This is a genomic window from Stenotrophomonas sp. YJH_SMC_6, assembly GCF_059371335.1.
On sequence record NZ_JCAFUM010000009.1, the window covers coordinates 50911 to 72443 of the forward strand.

Here is a 21533-nt window from a genome sequence, read left to right on the forward strand (position 1 = left end):
GCGTCGTGCGGCAGATTCACGGGGATATCAGCGGACGATGGAGACGCGCGGTGGCCCACGTGCGGCATGTGCGGGCCAGTGCGGTGCGGGCAGCACCCGTTGCGACCACGGGAACACCAGGCGCGGCCGCCACAGCAGCGGCAACAGCAGCACCAGCACCGCCAGCCATGGCAGCAGGCGCATGGCCAGTACGCAGTATTCGCAGGCTTCGCCATGCATGGCGTGGGGATCGGCCGCGGGGCTGGGCGCTGCCGGCGCGGCGCCGTGCTGATCGTGCCCGGCCATGGCCATGTCATGCATGTCGTGACCCATGGCGGCGTGGTCCATGCCCGCCATTGCGGTGTGGTCCATCGGCGGCGCCTGCAGCGCGCGGCTGACCAGCGGCGCAAGCACCATCAGCAGCGTCGCCAGGATGGCGAGCTGGAGCAGAAGACGCTGCGGGCGGGACAGGCGGGTCACCCCGCTAGTGTAGAGGCGGGTCCTGGGTTACCCGTGCGACGAACCGTCGCAGGAGGGGGTTTATCGGCAGGGCTGCGCCCTGCACCCGCTGCGAGCTGGAGCAACAGCAAGAGCCGAAGCAACATCAAAAGCTGGCTTCCTGTGAGTTAGGCGGGGTGGGTCCGGTTGCGGGGGGCGCTGCAAGTACGTCCATGTAAGCTCGGTCGCCGCATCCATGCGGCTCACGCCCCCGCAACCGGACCCACCCCGCCATCGACAGATTCTCGCGATCTGCTGTAGATCCACGCCATGCGTGGATGAATCTCCATCGGAATCGAATATTTCGAACTGGAATCGAAAAGCATCCACGCATGGCGTGGATCTATCGTGTCGACCAAGGTCGACACCTACCGACAGCCGCCGGAATCTGTCAGAGGTGGGGCGGTGTCGGAGTGCGGGGTGTCAGCCGCATGGATGCGGCTGCCAAGCTTACAGGGACGTACTTGCAGCGTCCCCGCACTCCGACACCGCCCCGCCAACCCACGGAATGCCGCTTCTGCTGTTGCTGTTGCCTTTGTCCGCAGCAGGTGCAGGGCTGCAAGCCCTGCTCGCCCCCCCCCTCACACCGTGATGGTCTGGGTCAATGACTCCCACGTCGGGGGCACCGGCCACGCGGCGGCCTGGTTGCCATCCAGCACCCTGCGCAGATCGCGCGGATCAATCTGCGGTGCCAGCACGTGCACCAGCTCCAGCGCGTAATCGCGCAGCACCCGGTCGCGCGGCAACACCGCCCAGGCAATGCACTCGCTGATCGGGTCCGGCGCCGGCCACGAGCGCAAGTCTTCGTCGTTGGAACTGACCGCCATCTCGGCCAGCAGGCCTACGCCCAGACCGGTACGCACATAGGTCTTGATCAGGTCCGCATCGAGCGCGGTCAGCGCCAGGTCCGGCGCCAGGCCGTTTGCAGCGAAGGCGCGCTGCAACGAGGAATTCGGGCGGGTCGAGGATTCGTAGCTGATCAGCGGCTGCCGGGCCAACGCGGCCAGGTCCGGTGCGCGGCCGGCGCGGTCCAGCGGGTGCCCCTTGGGTACCACCACCAGGCGTCGCCAGCGGAACAGCGGCACTGCGATGCCATCGGTGGGCTCACTGCCGGCGGTGCTGATGATGGCGATATCCGCGTCACCCTGATTCAAGCGGTCCAGCGCGTCGGTTTCACCGGCCTGCTGCAGGTGCACGCTCACCTGGGGATAGGCCTGCTTGATCGCTGCCACCGCCGGCGGCAGCACGAAGCGCGCCTGGGTGTGGGTGGTGGTCAGGATCAGCTGGCCCTGGCTCTCGCGGCGCTGGTTGGCCGCGTAGGTGCGGATGTTGTTGGCCTCGGCCAGCACCGCGCGGGCGCGGGCGATGACCTCGGTGCCGGCCGGGGTGACCGACTCCAGGCTGCGACCCTTGCGCACGAACAACAGGAAGCCGAGCTCGTCTTCCAGCTGCTTGAGCTGCTTGGACAAGCCGGGCTGGGTGGCGTGCACGCGCGAGGCGGCCAGCGTGATGTTCAGCTCGGCGTCGGCGATGGCGACCAGGTAGCGCAGCTGGGTCAGCGTCATGGGAGGCGGGCGGCGTGGGGCGGAGGTCCACTCTAGGGTCAATTGCCGTCACCAGCTTATAACCAAAGGTTGTTTAAGAAAGGTATCTGGTCATTTCCGGGCGTCATATGCCGGCGCTACGGTCAGCCGGCAGCCGCTGGCCTGAACAGCCAGCCCTCCCCTTCTGCCCGCCGGCGTCCGGCGCGGCCCTGTTTCCGGAGCGCTTCCATGGCCCTGTACGACTCCATCCTCGATACCGTCGGCAACACCCCCATCGTCAAGCTGCAGCGCCTGGCGCCGCCGCAGGTCAGCGTCTACGCCAAGGTCGAGTCGTTCAACCCGGGCGGCTCGGTCAAGGACCGCCTGGCGCTGGCGATCATCCTCGACGCCGAAGCACGTGGCCTGCTCAAGCCGGGCGACACCATCGTCGAAGCCACTTCTGGCAACACCGGCGTGGCGCTGGCGATGGTCGCCGCCGCGCGCGGCTACAAGTTCGTGGCGACCATGGTCGAGACCTTCTCGGTGGAGCGCCGCAAGCTGATGCGCGCCTATGGCGCCAAGGTGATCCTGACCCCGGCCGCCGAACGCGGCAGCGGCATGGTGCGCAAGGCGCGCGAACTGGCCGAGCAGCACGGCTGGTTCCTGGCCAGCCAGTTCGCCAACCCGGCCAATCCGGCGTATCACCGCAACACCACCGCCGCCGAGATCCTGCGCGACTTCGCCGGCAAGCGGCTGGACTACTTCGTCAGCGGCTGGGGCACGGGCGGCACGCTCACCGGCGTGGGCGAAGTGCTGAAGGTCGCGCGTCCGCAGACCCGCATCATCGCCACCGAGCCAGCCGGCGCCGCACTGCTGAAGGGCGATGACTGGAAGCCGCACAAGATCCAGGGCTGGACCCCGGACTTCGTGCCCGACGTGCTCAACCGTGATGTGGTGGATGAACTGCTGACGGTGGAAGATGACCGCGCGATCGCCACCGCGCGCCGACTGGCCGCCGAGGAAGGCATCTTCGTCGGCATCTCCGCCGGCGCTACCGTGGCCAGCGCACTGGACGTGGCCGCACGTGCCGAACCGGGTTCAGTGATCCTGGCGATGCTGCCGGACACCGGTGAACGCTACTTCTCCACGCCGCTGTTTGCCGATGTGAACGAGGGTTCTGACGACGACTGGCTGGCCGGCCTGCCGTAACACCCCGGGGTCGGATCCCTTTTCCGCAGGGAAAGGGCTCCGACCCCCTTCTGCTTCAGCCTGCATGAAGGCGTCGCCCGCCATCGTGCGTGAAGGCCGTCGGATCGCAGCGCGTGAGACGGTCATGACGCAGTATCGATGCCCTGTCCCCTACCGTGGGAACAGCCGGCGCAGATGCTGCGCGGATCACCTCACAGGCAGGAGACGGACGCATGAAGATCGAAGTTTGGCAGGGCGACATCACGACCCTGGCGGTGGATGCGATCGTCAACGCGGCCAATGAAACGCTGCTCGGTGGTGGCGGTGTCGACGGCGCGATCCATCGTGCGGCCGGGCCCGCGTTGCTGGCCGAATGCGCGCAGCTGCCGGAGCTGCGCCCGGGCGTACGTTGCCCGACCGGCGAAGTGCGCGCCACCAGCGCTTACGCTTTGCCTGCACGCTACGTACTGCACACGGTGGGCCCGGTCTGGCACGACGGCCAGCGCGATGAACCGGCGTTGCTCGCCAACTGCTACTGGAAGTCGCTGCAGCTGGCCGAATCGCTGGGCGTGCAGTCGATCGCATTCCCAGCCATCAGCTGCGGCGTATACGGCTATCCGCTGTACCAGGCCGCGCAGATCGCAGTGACCGAAACACTGGCCTGGCAGCGCAGCCACGCGCAACCGATGCGCATCGTGCTGGTGGCGTTCAATACCGCTACGGCCAAGGCCTACCAGCAGGCGTTGAGTGCCGCCGGGCAAAGCGCCGACAGCGAACCGCGCGGGTCGATGCTGCCGCCCTTGGGTGACGCGGGTTTTGCCGCCGCGCATTGAATCGCGACGCAGCGTGGAAAGGAAAAGGCCGGGCATTGCCCGGCCTTCTCAGTTGCACCGTTGATGTCATCCACGCGTGGCGTGGATCACGCTCAACGACTGGCAGCTTCCACCGCAGCGGCGTCATCGGCCACGGCGGCTGCCGCGTCGGCAGCGGCACGTGCAGCCGAGGCGGCAGCGCCATCGGCGCTGGCCCCTTCCACCTGCACGCGCACCTCGACCATGCCTGCGCCATTGTTCAGGCTGGACACGTCGACGGTGTAATGACCGGCCGGCAGAGTCTCTTCCAGGCGCGAGTTGGTACCGTTGCCACCGTCGTCGTCGGTCAGCTCGACATCGCCACCGACCACGCGCAGCACGGTATCGACCTGGCTGGAAATCGCATCCAGGCGCACGTCGGCCGGCCGGTCCAGGGTCAGCAGGAAGCGGCGACGGCCTTCGTTGTCCAGCATGGTGTACACGCTGCCCGACTTCGGCAGGGCGGTGCCATCGCGCTCGACCAGATTCCCCGGCAGTTCGATGCGGGAGGCAGACAGGGTGAACATGCCATTGACACCGCTGCCGAGGCCGCGCGCGGTCAGGGTGTACTTGCCCGGCTTCAGCGACAGGGTCAGCCGCGAGTTGGTGCTGTCGTTGCCATCGTCGTTTTCGGCTTCAACGCCCTGGCCCGACAGCTTCAGCACCGGATCGAAGACATCCGACACCAGGCGGATTTCGTAAAGGCCGGCCTTGTCCACCTGCAGGGTGTAGTCCTGCGAATCACTGGCCAGCATGTCCACGATTTCGCCACTGCCCGCCAGCGGCTTGCCGTCGTAAGGTTTCAGCTTCTCGGCTCGCAGGCGATACGGACCAAAGGCGGTCGGGCCATCGGCATTGACCGCCACCTGGTAGGTGCCGCCGCCATTGGCACGGAACGCCAGCGAGACGTCGCCTTCGCGTTCGTAACCGGTGTTGCTGGTGGAAACAAGACTGCCGTTGTTGAACACGGCGATCGAGCCGCTGAGGGCACCAGTGAGCTTCAGGCCGACCAGGTCCTTGTCTTCCAGCTTGATCTGGTAGAGCTGGTGATGGCTGCCATCATTGAAGTTGATGCCGCTGCGCGAGGTGATCTCGCCGGACACCGGCTTGTCGAAATCGAGCGACGCGGCCTTGCCTGCCTCTGCGCCGCCGCCGATGCGGTTGCACCCGCCGGCGACCAGGACCGTGGCTACGGCCAGTGTGATTGCTGCCAAACGCATGTTGTTTCTCCTTGGCCTTCCATGTGGTTCCCGCGTACCGGCCGGGCACGCGGGGGCGGAAAAGATACCCGCAAAAGCAAACGCCGGCGTGATGCCGGCGCTGCCTTGTTCATCCAGCGATGGGACGGATCAACCGTTCCACTTGCCCAGCGCAGCCAGGCCGTTGTCCTTGGCACGCTCGTACACGGTCTTCTGGGCGGCTGCGTAGTTGCCCTTCATGTCCTTGGCCCACAGCTTCAGCGCGGCCTGCTGCATGGCGCGGCCGTAGGAGAAGCTCAGCGGCCACGGCAGGTTGCCCAGCTGGTTCATCGCGTTCAGGTGCTCGGTGGACTGCTCGTCGCTCTGGCCACCGGACAGGAACACCACGCCCGGCAGGATGGCCGGCACGGTGCTCTTCAGGCACATCACGGTCGACTCGGCCACTTCCTCGACGTCGGCCTGCTCATCGCAGTTCTTGCCGGAGATGACCATGGACGCCTTCAGGATGGTGCCTTCCAGCAGTACGTTCTGCTGGTACAGCGCGTCGAACAGCGAACGCAGGGTGGCTTCGGTGACTTCGTAGCAGGTCTCGATGTCGTGGTCGCCGTCCATGATCACTTCCGGCTCGACCATCGGCACCAGGCCGCATTCCTGGCACAGGGCCGCATAACGGGCCAGCGCATGGGCGTTGGACTCGATGCAGGTGCCCGACGGAATGCTCTCGCCGATGTTGATGACCGCACGCCACTTGGCGAAGCGCGCACCCAGCTTGTAGTACTCCTGCAGGCGCTCGCGCAGGCCGTCCAGGCCTTCGGTGACCAGCTCGCCCGGGCAGCCGGCCAGCGGGTGCGCACCCTTGTCCACCTTGATGCCCGGAATCATGCCGTGGTCGGCCATGTACTTGGCGAACGGCACGCCGTCCCTGGTCGACTGGCGGATGGTTTCGTCGTACAGGATGGCGCCGGAAATGTGCTCGTTGAGCTTCGGCGTGGTCAGCAGCAGCTCGCGGTAGGCACGACGGTTCTCCTCGGTGTTCTCGATACCGACGCCGGCGAAACGCTTGGCGATGGTAGCGGTGGATTCGTCGATCGCGATGATGCCCTTGCCCGGGGCGACCATGGCCTGGGCGGTTTCGGCCAGCTGTTCGATGCTCATGTATTTCCTGTGGCGGGTGCGGGAAAAACGTAAGTATAGCCCCGCTGCCCGTTGCCCCGGTGTCGAGGCCAGGATGGAAACGATTCCAATGTCCGCGCAGGACAAGGGATGTCCTGCGGCATGGGGTCAGAGCCTCTTTGGGGATCTGACCCCGGGTCGGATCCGCGCAGCGGCTCCGACCCGAGGCCGACTGGGTTTACAGATCGCCCAGCCCAATGGCGCGGCCGTCTTCACCCACTTCCAGCAGGCGCAGGGTATTGGTGGCACCGTGGGTTTCCATGTGCTCGCCGCTGGTGAACACGACGCGGTCGCCGGCCTGCAGCAGTTCGGCTTCCACCAGCAGGCGGATGCTGCCGCGCGCGGCTTCGCGCGGGGTCAGGCCGCGGCTGTCGAAGTTGATCGGGAACACATCGCGCATCAGCGCCATCTGCCGGCGCGCGCCGTCATGGCGGGTCACCGCGAACACCGGCGCCTTGGCGCGGAAACGCGACAGGTAACGCGCGGTGCCACCGGACTCGGTCATTGCCACGATCGCGCGCACGCCCACGTGCTGGGACAGGAACATGGTGGCCATGGCAATGGCCTGGTCGGCACGCTCGAGGTTGCGCGGCGAAGCGTTGAAGTCGGTCTCGGTCTGGAACTGGCGCTCGGCCCCCAGGCAGATGCGCGCCATTGCTTCGACCGCCTTGACCGGCCAGGCACCTGCAGCGGTCTCGGCCGACAGCATCACCGCATCGGTGCCGTCGATGACCGAGTTGGCCACGTCCAGCACTTCGGCACGGGTCGGAATCGGGCTTTCCACCATCGACTGCAGCATCTGCGTGGCGGTGATCACCACCTTGTTCTGTGCCAGCGAGGCCTTGATGATCTTCTTCTGCAGGCCCGGCAGTTCGGCATCGCCGATCTCCACGCCAAGGTCGCCACGGGCGACCATCACCACGTCGCTGGCCTCGACGATTTCTTCCAGGTTCTCGATGGCCTCGGTGCGCTCGATCTTCGACACCAGTGCAGCATCACAGCCATGCGAGCGGGCGATGTCACGCGCATCGTTCATGTCCTGCGCGTTGCGGCAGAACGACACGGCGATGAAGTCGACACCGATCTTGGCGACGATGCCGATCAGCTCCTTGTCGCGCTCGGTCAGCGCGCCCAGCGAGAGGCCGCCGCCCTGCTTGTTCAGGCCCTTGCGGTCGGACAGCACACCGTCGTTCAGTACGGTATTGATGATGCGTTCGCCCTGCACCTCCACCACCTGCAGCTGCATCAGGCCGTCGTCGAGCAGCAGGACGTCGCCCGGACCCACGTCCTGCGGCAGGCCGAGGTAGCTCACACCCACCTGGGTGGCATCACCCGGGCCGGCGCTGGTGCTGGCGATCAGGTCGAAGCGGTTGCCCGCCTTCAGCTGCACCTTGCCTTCTGCGAAGCGCTCGATGCGGATCTTCGGGCCCGGCAGGTCGGCCAGGATGCCCACTTCCACGCCGACGCGGGCGGCGGCGGCACGCACTTCGGCGGCACGCTTGGCCTGGCCGGACGGGTCACCATGGCTGAAGTTGAGGCGCACCACGTTGACGCCGGCGCGGAACAGATCCTCCAGCACGCCCGGCGGATCAGTGGCCGGACCGAGGGTGGCAAGGATCTTGGTGCGACGCTGACGCTCGAACATGGTGAATGGGCCTCTCCCGATAAAGAACGGAAATTAGCACATCCTTCACGCCGCATGTATACGGTTACAGCCTTGTGCTGCCTGACTTCGCGGGTCATGGAACGGACATCACCCGGACATACGCTGGCGCAGGGTGTTCTGTAGAGCCGGGCCATGCCCGGCTGCACCGTGGGCCGCAATCAGCCGAGCGTGGGGCCAGCTCTCCAGGCGGGGTGGCTAGGCCAACAGCGTCGTCAGCTGTGCCGGCTCGCGAGCCAGCTGGCCCGCACCGGCTTCGGTCAGTTCGGCTTCACCGCCAAAGCCCCACAGCACACCCACGCTGCGCAGGCCGTGGTGGCGTGCGCCCTCGATGTCCATGCGGCGGTCGCCGATCATCCAGCACTGTGCGGGCTGCAGCTGCAGGCGGCGCAGTGCCTCCCCGACCAGCTCGGGCTTGTGGCTGCGCGAGCCGTCCAGGGTCGAACCGACGATCTCCTCGAACAGCCCGCCAAACGGCAGGTGCGCAAGGATGCGGCGCGCATGCGGCTCGTTCTTGGCGGTGACCACCGCCAGGCGGTGGCCTCGGCCATGCAGCGTGCGCAGGGTGTCTTCCACCTGCGGGTACACCGTGTGTTCGCGCCAGCCTTCGGCATCGAAGCGCTCGCGGTAATAGCCCACCGCCTGCTCCACCCGCGCTGGTTCGACGAACAGTGGCGTGAAGGTGGTACGCAGCGAAGGACCGATCCAGCCCAGCAGCGTCTCCTGCGGCGGCACCGGATGGTCCATCTTCTGCAGCGCATAGGCGATGCAGGCGGTGATGCCCACCTGCGAGTCGATCAGCGTGCCGTCCAGGTCGAAGAACAGGACATCCTTGCCGTGCCCGGCACTCATGCGCCGCGCGCGTCGAGTGCGGCCACCGCCGGCAGGGTCTTGCCCTCCAGGAACTCCAGGAACGCGCCGCCGCCGGTGGAGATGTAGCTGACCTGCTGGGCGATATCGAACTTGTCGACCGCCGCCAGGGTGTCGCCGCCACCGGCGATGGAGAACGCCTTGGAGCTGGCGATGGCGCGGGCCAGCGCTTCGGTGCCCTTGCTGAAGGCTTCGAACTCGAACACACCGACCGGGCCGTTCCAGACCACGGTGCCAGCCTTCTCGATCAGCTGCGCGTACTGCGCCGCGGTCTGCGGGCCGATGTCCAGGATCAGATCATCTTCGGCAACGGCGTCGACCACCTTCACCTCGGCGACCGCGTCGGGCATGAACTGCTTGGCGGTCACCACGTCCACCGGCAGCGGGATGTCGGCGCCGCGCGCCTTGGCATCGGCCACGATCTTCTTCGCGGTGTCCAGCAGGTCCGGCTCGTACAGCGACTTGCCGACGTTGTAGCCGGCGGCAGCGATGAAGGTGTTGGCGATGCCACCACCGACGATCAGCTGGTCGACCTTGCCGACCAGGTTGGCCAGCAGTTCCAGCTTGGTGCTGACCTTGCTGCCGGCGACGATGGCCAGCAGCGGCTTGGCCGGCGCATCCAGCGCCTGCGCCAGCGCGTCCAGTTCGGCCATCAGCAGCGGGCCACCGGCAGCAACCGGGGCGAAGCGGATGACACCGTGTGTGGAGGCCTGCGCACGGTGCGCGGTGCCGAAGGCGTCCATCACGAACACATCGCACAGGGCGGCGTACTTTTTCGACAGGGCTTCATCGTCCTTGCCCTCGCCGACGTTCATGCGGCAGTTTTCCAGCAGCACCAGCTGGCCCGGCTGGACCTCTACACCGTCGACCCAGTCGCGCACCAGCGGAACCTCGCGACCGAGCAGCTCGGACAGGCGCTGGGCCACCGGCGCCAGCGAATCGGCTTCGCTCCACACACCTTCCTTCGGGCGCCCCAGGTGCGAGGTGACCATCACCGCCGCGCCCTGCTCCAGCGCGCGCTTGAGCGTCGGCAGCGAAGCGGTGATGCGCTGTTCGGAAGTGATGCGGCCATTCTCGATCGGCACGTTCAGATCCTGGCGGATCAGCACGCGCTTGCCGGAGAGGTCGAGGTCGGTCATGCGGACGATGGACATGGGCAACTCTTTGGCTCGGGGACGGGATGCCGGGGTACGGCAGACGGCCATTGTATCGGGTGCGGGTGGTGGGAGGGTCGATGCCTGCGGCAGGCAGAGGCGCACAGCAACAGCAACGGCAACAGCAACTGCCAAAGCGCTGACGCTTCATGATGCTGGGGGTGGGCCGGGGCGGTGTGGGCTGGCAGGGGGCGCCGTGAATCCGTCCATGGAGGCTTGGCAGCCGCATCCATGCGGCTGACACCCCTGCCAACCCACACCGCCCCGGCCTCGACAGGTTCATGTGACGGAGCGGATGGCAAAGGCAAGAGCGGTTTCTGATGTCGGATGGAGAAAGAAGGGGTCAGATCCGTTTTCCTGCGGAAAACGGATCTGACCCCGAGGGCCCCGCTGTTCTGTAGAGCCGAGCCCATGCTCGGCTGGAGATTTCGCGGAGAGCAGCCGAGCGTGGGCTCGGCTCTACAAGAAGCGCCCAGCGAAGCTGCTTTGCTCTTGCTCTTCTTCTTTCTCTTCCGTGGGTGGAAGCAACCGGAAACTGTCAGAGGCCGGGCGGGGTGGGTTCGCGGGGGTGTCAGCCGCATGGATGCGGCTGCCAAGCCTACAAGGACGTACTTGCGGCGTCCCCCGCGAACCCGCCCCGCCCGGCCAAGCGCTGCTTTTGCTTTGCACGCCCCCCCCCCCACCCACGAGGGGCTCCGCCGTTCGCTGGACCCTATTCCGAAGGCGCCGGCTTCTGCCGAAGCAGGCTGACCGCCAGGCCGCCAACAACCAACACACCCAGCCCCAGCAACGCCCACAGCAACCACGCCTTCCAATCGTGCTGCGGCTTCAGCGCCGCGTCACCGGCCAGCGGCTCCGGGCTGCCCTCCAGGCGCGCCAGCGTCGGCTGCCACGACGGATCATTGCGCTGCCGCAGTTCCTCGATCAACACACCAATCGGCGCTTCCATGCGGCGCGCGGTCGCGCTGCCCACTGCCAGTGCATACGGTGCTGCCCCCTGGCTCAGGAACACCAGTACTTCCGGCTGGTAGCCCAAGCGCAGGGTCGGTGCGGTCGCAGTTTCCGCCGGGTTCGCCACCAGCTTCCAGTAGCGGTCACGATGCACGCCCCCCAGCGGCTGGGCCGCTGATTGCTGGCGCTGGCCCTGCGCGCCCTGCTGCAGTTGGTACGCGATCCATGGCGCACTGCGGCGCTGCCATTCCGCACTCTCGTCATCGCGGCTGAACAACGTCCACTGCACCAGGCTGTTGTCGGCGCTGGCCACATCCGCGCGCGCTACCGGGAAACGGCCGTCGAGTTCGAAGGTGTATTCACCCTTGCCCTTCGAGGTCGGTTCCAGCGACAGCCACTCCCACGGCAGCGTGGCCGGCGCCGGCGGCAGCTCGGCCAGCACGCTGCGCAGCGTCGGCAGGCGCGCATCGCCCTGCGCCAGCACGCGCAGATAGCGCGCCTCGCCGTCCACCTGCAGGCGGCGCTGCAGCAGGCGCTTGCCAGCACTCTGCAGGTCGACCAGCGGGATGTCACGCCCGATCGGACGCCAGTGCTGCAGGTCGTCGCTGGCATCCAGCTGCACCTGCGCCTGCAACGGCTGTCCGCTGTCAGCCCAGTCCAGCACCAGTGCCGCCAACGGTTGCTGGCCGAGCACGCTGGCATCGATCAGCCAACCACCCTGCCCGTTCGCTGCCGCACCGCCGCTCACGCGTGCTTCGACGCGACGGACACGGCCATCGGTATCGCGCTCGGTCAGCAACTGCAGATCGTTGCGCTGTGCTTCGGCCAGCGGCGGCAGCGCGAACCACGGCAGCTCACGCTGCACCGGCGGCTGTGCCAGCGGCTGGTCCGGCGCCAGCAATGCCGATGGCAACGATTGGCCGGCGGCGTTGAACACCTGCAGGTCACCCAGGTCTGCGGCACCTGCACGGCGATAGATCGCCGGCTCCAGAACCACCCTGTACGCACCGGACTGTGCGCTGGACAGCGTCAACGGCCACTGCTCGGCGTACTGCGTGCGGTAGTCGGCGGCCTGCACCGCGACGGCGGCCAGCATGCCGAACATCGCCGGCAGCAGCGCCCTGCTCCACTTCCTCATTGTTTTTCCTCCACGGACGGCGCCGCGCTGGGCGGTGCCGGTGCCAGATAACCCACGACCGTGCACAGCAGGCCGTAGGCGATGAACGATGCGATGCCCAGCAGGTTGCCCAGGTGCTGGCGATCGACGATGACCAGCTTGGCCAGCACCACGCCCATCAGCACGGCACCGACCATCCACAACACGCGCTGGCCACGGCGCGATCCCCACACCCAGGCAATCACGCCGAGCACGCTCCACAGCACGGTCAGGCTGGTCTGCGCCAGGCTGGAACGCATCATCGACGCACTCCACGACAGGCCGCCCCACTGATGCACGCCATGCAGCACCACGCTGGTCAGCGCGACGAACGTTGCCAGTGACAGCAGCGGCATGCGGATTCCCGACAGGGTCTTCGGCGCCTGATCGCTGTACAGCCAGCGTGCAAGCAGCAACAGGCTCAGCCACTGTCCGAGCTCGGCCGGATTCAATACCGGCAGCCAGAGCAGCGGCGCAGCATCGCCCGGCAGCAGCTGTCCGAACAGCCAGCCGATCGACAACAGGCCGAACAGCACGCACTGCAGCGGCTGGCGCACGCGATCGAACGCTGCACCCAGCGGCCAGCGCAGCGCATTCCAGCGCCACAGCGACAGCGCCGCCATCAACAGCCACGGCACCGTCACCAGCAACGTGGTCCAGCCCTGTGCCAGACCGGCCTCGCCACCGCCCCACAGGGCCAGCAGCGAAAGCAGAGACGGCCACAACAGCCACCACAGGAACTGCGCGATGCGCGCCACGCTGTCGCCCCCCTGGCGCAGGCAGAGCAGCGTGCGCACGCCCATCACCGCGAACACCGCCCAGGCCAGCGCACCGTAGCCGGCGAACGGCTGATGGTGCGCGTCGCTCTGCATCAGCGCCAGCGGGAAGCCCAGCGCCAGCATGGCCAGCGCGGTCACGCCCAGTGCGCGTGCCGGCTGACGGCGCTGCATTTCGGCGGCCAGCCAGGCAGTGACGGCGGCCAGCACCAGCAACGCGTCCACTTCGGTGCGGTACGGGAAGAAGCGGGTGATCTCATGCACCATGCCGCCCAGCCACCACAGCAGGCCCCACAGGTAGTAGACCAGGGCGATCTCGTGGCGTGACCTGCGCTGGTAGCTCCAGGCCGACGCGAAGCCGGCCAGGGCCAGCAGCAGCGCCCCGATGGCAGTCGGATTGATCAGGAAGCGCAGGTCCTCATGCCAGTGATCGCCACCGGCCACGAAGGCGAACGCAGCGCCCATCTGCAGCAGCGCGCCGGACACCTGCGGCAGCCAGCGCTTCTGGCGCAGGCCCAACCAGGCCAGTCCGGCGCCTTCCAGCGCGAACACCGCGCCGGTGGCCCGCGCCGACAAGGCCAGCGGCACCGCCAGCGTGGCAAAGCCCACCGCCAGCACCGCGTGCGACTGCGCCAGCACGGTGTACGACGCGCGCCTGATCAACGCCCACGCCAGCGCCGCGTAGATCGCGGCCAGGCCAAGTGCGCACAGCGCCAGCGTCATCGGCTGCTGGTACAGCATCCCCGCCTGCAACGAGAACGCGACCAACGGCGTACCGAACACCAGGCTGCCATCGACCAGGTCACGCTGCCCGGCGGGCTGCCGGCGTGCGTAGAGCAACGGGATCAGCAGGTAGAAGGCGAAGAACAGCAGCAGGAACGGCTCGGTGCTGCTGAACTTGTCAGGCGCGTACTGCAGCACGCCCCAGAACGTGCCGATACCGAAGGTGAAGGCGAAGCCCAGCAGGTTCAGCGCGCGCCACGGTCGGAACCAGGCAATGGCGAAGATGCCGGCGTTGAGCACGGCGTAGTAGCTGAACAACCCCACGTGGTTGCCGCTGCCGGTGGACAGCCACAGCGGTGCCATGAAGCCGGCGAGGATGCCCAGCACCGCCAGCGTACGCGAGTTCTGCACCACCGCCAGCACGCACAGCGCGGCCACCAGTGCAATGGAGCTGACGAAGGCGAAGCCCGGCGGAATCAGCTCGAAACGCTTGAAGGCCGCGAAGATGGTCAACAGCAGCACGCCGATGGCACCGCCCTGCAAGGCCAGCGCAAACAGGCGCCGGCGCTCGCGCTGGTGCCAGCCGAACGCCAGCAGGCCCAGTGCACCGACGGTGACACCGGCCAGGCGCAGCTCGATCGGCAGCACCAGCCAGCCCTGGTCGCTGACGTACTTCAGCAGCGCAGCGACACCGGCCAGCAGCACCAGCATGCCGATCTTCACCGGCACGTTGCCCTCGGTGAACCAGCGCTTGACCGCGCCACTGCCGCGCTCGATGAAGTTCGGCAGCGCCGGTCCGGAAGGCAACGGTGGCTGCATCGGCGCGGGTGGCACCGGCGGTGGTGCGATCGGGCGCGGCGCCTCCGTTGCCGCAGGCACCGCTTCGCGCACCGGCGTTGGCTGAGGCGGAGGCTGAGGCGGAGGCGGAGGCGGTGCAGCAGCCGCCACCGGCCGCAGGAACCGTGGATCGGCACTGGCCACAGGGGGGGCCGCAGGCCGTTCAGGCGCGTGCATGGCGGCGACCGGCGCGGCAGCCATGGCGCTTTCCAGCGCGGCGACGCGGCGGCGCAGGCCGGCAATCATCACCAGCGCCACCACCAGCAGCAGCGGGATGGCCAGCAGGACCAGTACGACCAGGGCAATCAGTGCTTCCATTGCGTGCTTCCATAGCGTTCCCGCGCCCCATCGGCAGCGGTCGACCGGCCCATGCTACGACAGGGCCGGCCCCATAAACGACGAACCCCGGCCAGGCCGGGGTCCGTGTGCGATCTTCGCCGGCCTTACTTGGCGGCGATGACCTTGGCCATTTCCAGGCACTTGTTCGAGTAGCCCCACTCGTTGTCGTACCAGGTGACCAGCTTGACGAAGGTGCCGTCCAGGGCGATACCAGCGTCGGCGTCGAACACCGAAGTGCAGGTTTCGCCGCGGAAATCGGTGGCCACCACCTTGTCTTCGGTGTAGCCCAGGATGCCCTTCAGCGGGCCTTCGCTCTGTGCCTTCACTTCCGCGCAGATCTCGGCGTAGGTGGCTTCCTTTTCCAGTTCGACGGTCAGGTCGACCACCGACACGTCCGAGGTCGGGACGCGGAAGCTCATGCCGGTCAGCTTCTTGTTCAGTTCCGGGATGACCACGCCGACGGCCTTGGCCGCACCGGTGGACGACGGGATGATGTTCTCCAGGATGCCACGGCCACCGCGCCAGTCCTTGTTGGACGGGCCATCGACGGTCTTCTGGGTGGCGGTTGCCGCATGCACGGTGGTCATCAGGCCGCGCTTGATGCCCCACTTGTCATTGATGACCTTGGCCAGCGGGGCCAGGCAGTTGGTGGTGCACGAGGCGTTGGAAATGATCGCCTGGCCGGCGTAGGTCTTGTCGTTCACGCCGTAGACGAACATCGGCGTGTCGTCCTTCGACGGCGCCGACATGATGACCTTCTTGGCGCCGGCATCGATGTGCTTCTGCGCGGTTTCCTTGGTCAGGAACAGGCCGGTGGCTTCCAGCACCACGTCGGCACCGACTTCATCCCACTTCAGGTTGGCCGGGTCGCGTTCCTGGGTCAGGCGGATCTTCTTGCCGTTGACCAGCAGGTCGTTGCCCTGCACCGCCACGTCGGCCTTGAAGCGGCCGTGCACGGAGTCGTACTTGAGCATGTACGCCAGGTAGTCCGGCTCCAGCAGATCGTTGATGGCCACGATTTCGATGTCGTCGCCGAAGTTCAGCACCGCCGAGCGCAGGACGTTACGCCCGATGCGACCGAAACCGTTGATACCAACCTTGATTGCCATTTCTCAAGCTCCTGCGGCCGCTACGGGTGCGGCGGGATGGATAGGGCCCACAAGTCTAGCAAACCGGGGCTGGCCACCGTGGGCCAGCGCCCGGGCCAGAGGGCCGGCGGACAGGATTTGATCCGGATCAAAGCGTTAGCACGGCGTGAGGCCGAGACTGTCGCCATCCACCCAGCAACGAGATCACCCCCATGCGCAAGACCTCCCCCCTGATCCTGGCCGGCCTGGCTGCCGCCCTGTCCCTCGCCGCCGCCCCGGCCATGGCCCAGTCAAAGGGCGACTGGACCGTCTCGGCCGGCGTCCACCAGGTGGCGCCGAAGTCGAACAACGGCTGGCTGGCCGGCCACACGCTGAAGGTCGACGTCGACAACGACGTCAAGCCGACCATCACCGGCGAGTACTTCATTGCCGACAACCTGGGCATCGAAGTGCTGGCCGCGCTGCCGTTCAAGCACGACATCAACATCAATGGCCTCGGCCGCGTCGGCAGCACCAAGCAGTTGCCGCCGGTGGTGACCCTGCAGTACCACTTCAACAGCAAGGGCAAGGTCTCGCCGTTCGTCGGCGCGGGCGTGAACTACACGACCTTCTTCAGCGAAGACACCACCGGTGCGCTGGCCGGCAGCAAGCTGAAGCTGCAGGATTCGTGGGGTCTGGCCGCGCATGCGGGCATCGACTTCGCGATCGGCGAGAAGGGCGCCCTGCGTGTGGACATGCGCTGGATCGACATCGACAGCAAGGTGAAGTTGAACGGCGAGAAGATCGGCACGGTCAACATCGATCCGCTGGTCTACGGCGCTTCGTACGTCTTCAAGTTCTAAGCGGTGTGTTGGGCGCGGGGGCTTCGCCCCCGCTCCCCCGCCATACGCAAAACCCTCGCAGCATGTTGCCCCGGTGATTGCCGGGGCTTTTTTGTGCCTGGGACAGAAGCGGTTCCGGAGCTGGGGCGAGGCGGGGAGCAGAGCCGGGACACGCCGCGCCTCCCGCTGCGCTCCCGCTTCGGAACAGGAACGCGCCGCTCTTCAATCCACCTACCCCGCTAGAATGTGCACATGAAAGCCCTGCATTCCCTGTTCCTCGCCGCCGCCCTGGCGCCGGCCCTGCTGTCCGCTTCCGCCCCGGCCCATGCCTGGGGCGCGCAAGGCCACCGCCTTGTCGCCGAAGTCGCCGACGCCCGCCTCAATCCCACCGCCCGTGCCGAAGTGGATCGCCTGCTGGCCACCGAACCGGACGCCACGCTGGCCAGCATCGCGCCCTGGGCCGACCAGTTGCGCGCCAAGGATCCGGGCCTGGGCCGTCGTTCGGCCGGCTGGCACTACGTCAACATCGCCGAAGACAATTGCCATTACGAAGCACCGAAGCACTGCAGGAACGGCAACTGTATCGTCGAGGCCCTGAAGGCACAGAGCACCATCCTCGGCGACCGCAGCCTGACCGATGGCGAGCGTCTGCAGGCGCTGAAGTTCGTCGTGCACCTGGTCGGCGACATCCATCAGCCGATGCACGCCGGTTACGCGCACGACAAGGGCGGCAACGATTTCCAGCTGCAGTTCGGCAACCGCGGTACCAACCTGCACTCGCTGTGGGACAGCGGCATGCTCAACACCCGCAAGCTGGACGACGCGGGCTACCTGCCGCTGCTGCAGAGCCAGCGCGCGCCGAAGCTGGCGCGCCAGTCCAACCCGCAGCGCGACCCGCAGACGTGGGCCGAGGCCAGCTGCCGCATTTCCATGCAAGCTGGCGTTTATCCGGCCACGCGTAAAATCGGTGACGAATACACCGAGCGCTACCGGCCGCTGGCCGAAGCGCAGCTGCGACTGGCCGGCGAGAACCTGGCGCAGTTGCTGAACCGCGTGCTCGGCGCGCGCTGAGGAGGGTTCCAATGTCGGTCCAGGTGCAGTCGTTCTTCCACCGTGACAGCAATACCTTCAGCTACCTGGTCAGCGACCCGGCCAGTGGCGAGGCAGCGCTGATCGACCCGGTCCTGGACTACGACCCGGATACCGACGCCAGCAGTGAAGCGCCGCTGCATGCCGCGTTGCAGGCCATCGAGCAACACCGCCTGCAGCTGCGCTGGCTGCTGGAAACCCATGCCCACGCTGACCATGTGTCGGCCGGGCGCCGCCTGAAGCATCGTTTCCCGCAGGCCACGCTGGCCATCGGCGAAGGCATCCGCGCGGTACAGGCAACGTTTGCACCACGCTATGGCCTGCAGCTTCCTGCCGCAGATGAAATCTTCGATCACCTGTTCAGCGACGGCGAAACCTTCGCTCTGGGCGAACTGCGCTGCCAGGTGATCGCCGTGCCCGGCCATACCAGCGACAGCATCGCCTACCTGATCGACGATGCGCTGTTCACCGGCGACTCGCTGTTCATGCCCGATGGCGGCACCGCCCGCTGTGACTTCCCCGGTGGTGATGCCGCGCAGCTGTACCGCTCGATCCAGCGCCTGCTGGCCCTGCCCGATGCAACGCGCGTGTTCGTCTGCCACGACTACGGCCCGGGTGGACGCAGTTTCGCCAACGAAACCACCATCGGCGAACAGCGCGCGCACAACATCCACGTGCATGACGGCGTAGCCGAGGCGGAGTTCGTCAGCGTGCGACAGGCCCGCGATGCCACGCTGGAAGAACCGAAACTGATGCAGCCCGCAGTGAAGGCCAACATCCAGGGCGGGGCCTGATCGACGCCGCTGTACTGGCCGGGCATGGCCCGGCGCCACCCGGCATCACGCGCGATCATTTTCCCTGCGTGCGGACCGTCTGCCGGCCCTTCACGACCTCGAAGGTGAAGGCGTACTGCAGGGTGACGGCCACCGGTTCGACCCGCTCGGCACTGCGGCAGTCGCCGCGATCAGCCGGCACTTTGCCTGCCGCGAAGTGACAGACTGCGGCGGACGAGTACTTCCACATGGCAACCGCCTCCTGCGCTGCCTGCAGCAAGGGCGCATTCTCCGGTGCCTCACCCGCACTGCATTCGCTGCGGTCGGTCAGCGGAATGCTGCGCTCAACGCTGCCCTGCGCATCCACCACCACCTGCAGGCAGACCGTAGTCGGCGGCAGCGAGGTGCGTGGATCACGCTCGCCCACCACCGGGTCCGGTGCCGTATGCAGTTGTGGCATGCGGTAGCCTTCGCTGGCGGCCAGCGCGTAGGGCTGGATCTGGCCGGTCCCTCCCCCCGCATCGGGTCGCAGGCGCTGGTGACCCACATTCTCGCTGCGGGTATCGGCGGTGGTCAGGCGATCCTGGGTTGCACATCCCGCCAGCAGCACCGCCATCATCAGCAGCGGCGCTCGCTTCACTTCGTGTCCTCGGTGTCATCCATGGCGTAGGTAATCGGGACGCGCACGGCACCGGCCACCGGCTTGCCGTTCTTCACTGCGGGCCGATAGGTCCAGCTGCGCGCCGCAGCAATCGAGACAGCATCGAACACCCCCGGATTGGTGGCGCTGAGCACCTGGACGTCGGTGGGATGGCCTTGGGCATCCACTTCCACGCGCAGGTTCACCACGCCCACCTGGCGCTGCTCGACCGCAGATTTCGGATAGGACGGCGGCGGCATCTTGTCGACCTGGATCTCCCGATCCATGACGGCCCCTGCCGCGCCTCCCGCGCCTCCGCCCTGGCTGGCCCACGCCACCGCTCCCATCCCCAGGCACACCCCGACCACCAGTACCTGTCCCGACACCCACGGCAATGCCTTCCGCTTGGACTGCTTCAACATGGCGATGCGCTCCTTCAACACGGGTTGGCTGCGCCAATGGCAGACCGCGGGCGCAACCGGGTGGACCAGCTGCGCCTTCAGCAGCGTGCTGGCGTAGAGGCCGCGCAGCGCAGGCTGCGGGCCGATGGTGCGGGCATCGCAGGCCAGTTCCTGGTCGCGCAGGAAGCGGCGTGCGGCCCAGGGCAGCAGCGGGTGGAACCAGAACACCGCGCGCACCAGCAACAGCGCGCCGTTGGCCCAGTGGTCGCCATTGCGACGGTGGCTGCGCTCGTGCTGCACGATCAGGTGCTGTTCCTGTGCACTGAAGTGCTGGTCGAAGTCAGGGCCGACCACGATGCGCGGCCGCCACAGGCCAACCAGCGCTGGCAGGCCCGGGTCGGCGCTGGCCTGCCAGCTGCCATCGGTGCGCGGCGTCAGTGGACCCATGCGCCGTTCGAAACGGCGCTGCGCACGCAGGTCGCGCAGCAGGCAGAGGCCCATGCCCAGCGCCCATGCCAGCAGCAGGGGTGCCCATGGCAGCGACTGCCCGCTCAGTCCATCCACGGCACCCGGCAGCACTTTCAGCGGCAGCGTGGGTACCTGCTGCAACAACGCAACCTGCGGCAACGGCAGCATCAGTGCCAGCAGCAGCATCGGCAGCAGCCACCAGCTGCGGTATGCCAGACCAGCGCCCCCCAATCGCACCAGCAGCGGCCGCATCACCGCCAGCAGGACCGCGCCCACCGCCAACCACAGGCTGGCCTGCCACACTCCGTTGAGCAGCTCAGTCATGGTCCAGCTCCTGGATCAGTTTCTTCAGTTCGGTGATGTCCTGCGCGCTCAACTGGCCGCGCTCGCTGAAGTGCGCGACCAGCGGCGCCACGCGCCCTTCAAAGACACGACCGATGAAATCCTGGCTCTGTGCCGCCACCCACGCCTGGCGCTGCAGCAGCGGCCGGTACAGGTAGCGCCGGCCATCACGCTCGGCAGCAATCGCGCCCTTGGTCAGCAGACGATTGAGCAGGGTCTTGATGGTCGGTTCGGCCCAGTCGCGGTGGGCCAGTGCGGCGACCACTTCATCGGCGCTACGCGGTGCCTGCTGCCACAGCACCTCCATCACAACGGCTTCGGCTTCGCTGATCGGAGTCATGGTTTACGTCCGTAATCGATAAACCGATTACGCGCGTAATCGAATCGCCTGTCAAGCCCCTCGACTCCAGGTTCATCCTGGCTGCGCCAGCATCGATGCCTCCCGCCCCAGGCCCCGGATGAAGCCGCTGCCCAAGAAGGATTTCCCGGTCGAGCAGGCCCGCCGCTTCCTCGAACCTGGCCCGATCGTGCTGGTCAGTACCGCCTGGCGTGGCCAGCGCAACCTGATGACGATGGGCTGGCACATGGTGATGGGCTTCTCGCCGTCATTGGTCGCCACCTACCTGTGGGACGCGAACCACAGCCACGCGCTGGCCCGTGGCAGCGGCGAATGCGTGATCAACGTGCCCGGCGTGGAGCTGCTCGACACCGTGGTGGACATCGGCAACTGCAGCGGCCGCGAGGTCGACAAGTTCGCCCGTTTCGAGCTCGATGCGCTGCCCGCGCGCGAGGTCGGCGCGCCGCTGGTCGGCCAATGTCATTCGAGCTTCGAATGCCGACTCTACGACGACAGCCAGGTGCAATCGAGCAACCTGTTCATCTGGGAAATCGTTCGCGCCCACGTCGCGCCCCGGCCGAAACTGCCGCGCACGGTGCATTACCGCGGCGATGGCCAGTTCATGGTGTCCGGCGCCGAAGTCTCGCGTCGACGGCGGTTCAAGCCCGACATGCTGTAATGCCAGCACTCCCCC

Annotated in this window: 19 protein-coding genes; 6 read left to right on the plus strand and 13 right to left on the minus strand. The window is 67.1% G+C overall.

The genetic code is table 11. The features are described from left to right. Positions 1-27 precede the first annotated feature (27 nt). Entirely contained in the window at positions 28-459 is a 432-nt protein-coding gene (locus tag AC5P9N_RS11700; protein WP_099484800.1) for a DUF2946 domain-containing protein, read from the minus strand. Between the two features lie 599 nt (positions 460-1058). After that, positions 1059-2042, minus strand: coding sequence for a LysR family transcriptional regulator (locus AC5P9N_RS11705; RefSeq protein WP_024958695.1), 984 nt, complete (start codon positions 2040-2042; stop codon positions 1059-1061). Positions 2043-2249: 207 nt separating this feature from the next. Here AC5P9N_RS11705 and cysK point away from each other — a divergent pair, with 207 nt between their 5' ends. Next, complete coding sequence (gene cysK / locus AC5P9N_RS11710) at positions 2250-3209, plus strand: cysteine synthase A (protein WP_005410829.1); 960 nt, start codon at positions 2250-2252, stop codon at positions 3207-3209. 212 nt (positions 3210-3421) lie between these two features. Next, positions 3422-4021, plus strand: coding sequence for an O-acetyl-ADP-ribose deacetylase (locus AC5P9N_RS11715; protein ID WP_049406609.1), 600 nt, complete (start codon positions 3422-3424; stop codon positions 4019-4021). Between the two features lie 92 nt (positions 4022-4113). Here AC5P9N_RS11715 and AC5P9N_RS11720 read toward each other — a convergent pair whose 3' ends face one another. From AC5P9N_RS11720 to gap, 8 genes are all read right to left on the minus strand, one after another. Continuing rightward, positions 4114-5259 carry a hypothetical protein gene (locus AC5P9N_RS11720; protein ID WP_005414328.1) on the minus strand — a complete coding sequence of 382 codons (1146 nt, stop codon included), beginning with the start codon at positions 5257-5259 and terminating at the stop codon, positions 4114-4116. Between the two features lie 129 nt (positions 5260-5388). Continuing rightward, positions 5389-6393 carry a class I fructose-bisphosphate aldolase gene (locus AC5P9N_RS11725; protein ID WP_005410832.1) on the minus strand — a complete coding sequence of 335 codons (1005 nt, stop codon included), beginning with the start codon at positions 6391-6393 and terminating at the stop codon, positions 5389-5391. Between the two features lie 196 nt (positions 6394-6589). Beyond that, positions 6590-8056, minus strand: coding sequence for a pyruvate kinase (gene pyk / locus AC5P9N_RS11730; RefSeq protein WP_005410833.1), 1467 nt, complete (start codon positions 8054-8056; stop codon positions 6590-6592). A gap of 216 nt (positions 8057-8272) precedes the next feature. Further along, entirely contained in the window at positions 8273-8926 is a 654-nt protein-coding gene (locus AC5P9N_RS11735; protein WP_005410834.1) for an HAD hydrolase-like protein, read from the minus strand. Next, on the minus strand, positions 8923-10098 hold the full coding sequence (locus tag AC5P9N_RS11740; RefSeq protein ID WP_099484799.1) for a phosphoglycerate kinase: 1176 nt from the start codon (positions 10096-10098) through the stop codon (positions 8923-8925). Before AC5P9N_RS11740 ends, AC5P9N_RS11735 begins: the two co-directional genes overlap by 4 nt. Positions 10099-10810: 712 nt before the next feature. Next, the gene (locus AC5P9N_RS11745; RefSeq protein WP_099484118.1) at positions 10811-12187 is read right to left on the minus strand and encodes a DUF3999 domain-containing protein; all 1377 of its coding nucleotides are present in this window, start codon (positions 12185-12187) and stop codon (positions 10811-10813) included. Further along, positions 12184-14859: a DUF2339 domain-containing protein gene (locus tag AC5P9N_RS11750; protein WP_099484117.1), complete on the minus strand. Its 2676-nt coding sequence runs from the start codon at positions 14857-14859 to the stop codon at positions 12184-12186. Before AC5P9N_RS11750 ends, AC5P9N_RS11745 begins: the two co-directional genes overlap by 4 nt. Positions 14860-14984: 125 nt before the next feature. Then, complete coding sequence (gene gap / locus AC5P9N_RS11755; protein ID WP_005414333.1) at positions 14985-15989, minus strand: type I glyceraldehyde-3-phosphate dehydrogenase; 1005 nt, start codon at positions 15987-15989, stop codon at positions 14985-14987. Between the two features lie 191 nt (positions 15990-16180). On the opposite strand from gap, the gene AC5P9N_RS11760 reads away from it, so the two are divergent. The 3 genes from AC5P9N_RS11760 (at position 16181) to AC5P9N_RS11770 (ending at position 18672) form a co-directional block, all read left to right on the plus strand. Continuing rightward, entirely contained in the window at positions 16181-16810 is a 630-nt protein-coding gene (locus AC5P9N_RS11760; RefSeq protein ID WP_005410839.1) for an OmpW/AlkL family protein, read from the plus strand. Between the two features lie 231 nt (positions 16811-17041). Next, a complete protein-coding gene (locus AC5P9N_RS11765) occupies positions 17042-17860 on the plus strand; it encodes a S1/P1 nuclease (protein WP_005410840.1) in 819 nt (272 codons plus the stop codon). A gap of 11 nt (positions 17861-17871) precedes the next feature. Next, on the plus strand, positions 17872-18672 hold the full coding sequence (locus tag AC5P9N_RS11770) for an MBL fold metallo-hydrolase (RefSeq protein ID WP_043035653.1): 801 nt from the start codon (positions 17872-17874) through the stop codon (positions 18670-18672). Positions 18673-18727: 55 nt separating this feature from the next. On the opposite strand, the gene AC5P9N_RS11775 is transcribed toward AC5P9N_RS11770, so the two are convergent. The 3 genes from AC5P9N_RS11775 to AC5P9N_RS11785 are packed head-to-tail and all read right to left on the minus strand — an operon-like array spanning position 18728 to position 20842. Beyond that, the gene (locus AC5P9N_RS11775; protein ID WP_024958475.1) at positions 18728-19291 is read right to left on the minus strand and encodes a hypothetical protein; all 564 of its coding nucleotides are present in this window, start codon (positions 19289-19291) and stop codon (positions 18728-18730) included. Continuing rightward, complete coding sequence (locus AC5P9N_RS11780; protein ID WP_060381110.1) at positions 19288-20484, minus strand: M56 family metallopeptidase; 1197 nt, start codon at positions 20482-20484, stop codon at positions 19288-19290. The genes AC5P9N_RS11775 and AC5P9N_RS11780 overlap by 4 nt, the downstream gene beginning before the upstream one ends. Next, the gene (locus AC5P9N_RS11785) at positions 20477-20842 is read right to left on the minus strand and encodes a BlaI/MecI/CopY family transcriptional regulator (protein WP_049450457.1); all 366 of its coding nucleotides are present in this window, start codon (positions 20840-20842) and stop codon (positions 20477-20479) included. The genes AC5P9N_RS11780 and AC5P9N_RS11785 overlap by 8 nt, the downstream gene beginning before the upstream one ends. A gap of 118 nt (positions 20843-20960) precedes the next feature. Between AC5P9N_RS11785 and AC5P9N_RS11790 the strand changes: the two genes are divergently transcribed. After that, entirely contained in the window at positions 20961-21518 is a 558-nt protein-coding gene (locus tag AC5P9N_RS11790) for a flavin reductase family protein (RefSeq protein WP_060381111.1), read from the plus strand. The last annotated feature ends 15 nt before the right edge of the window (positions 21519-21533 follow it).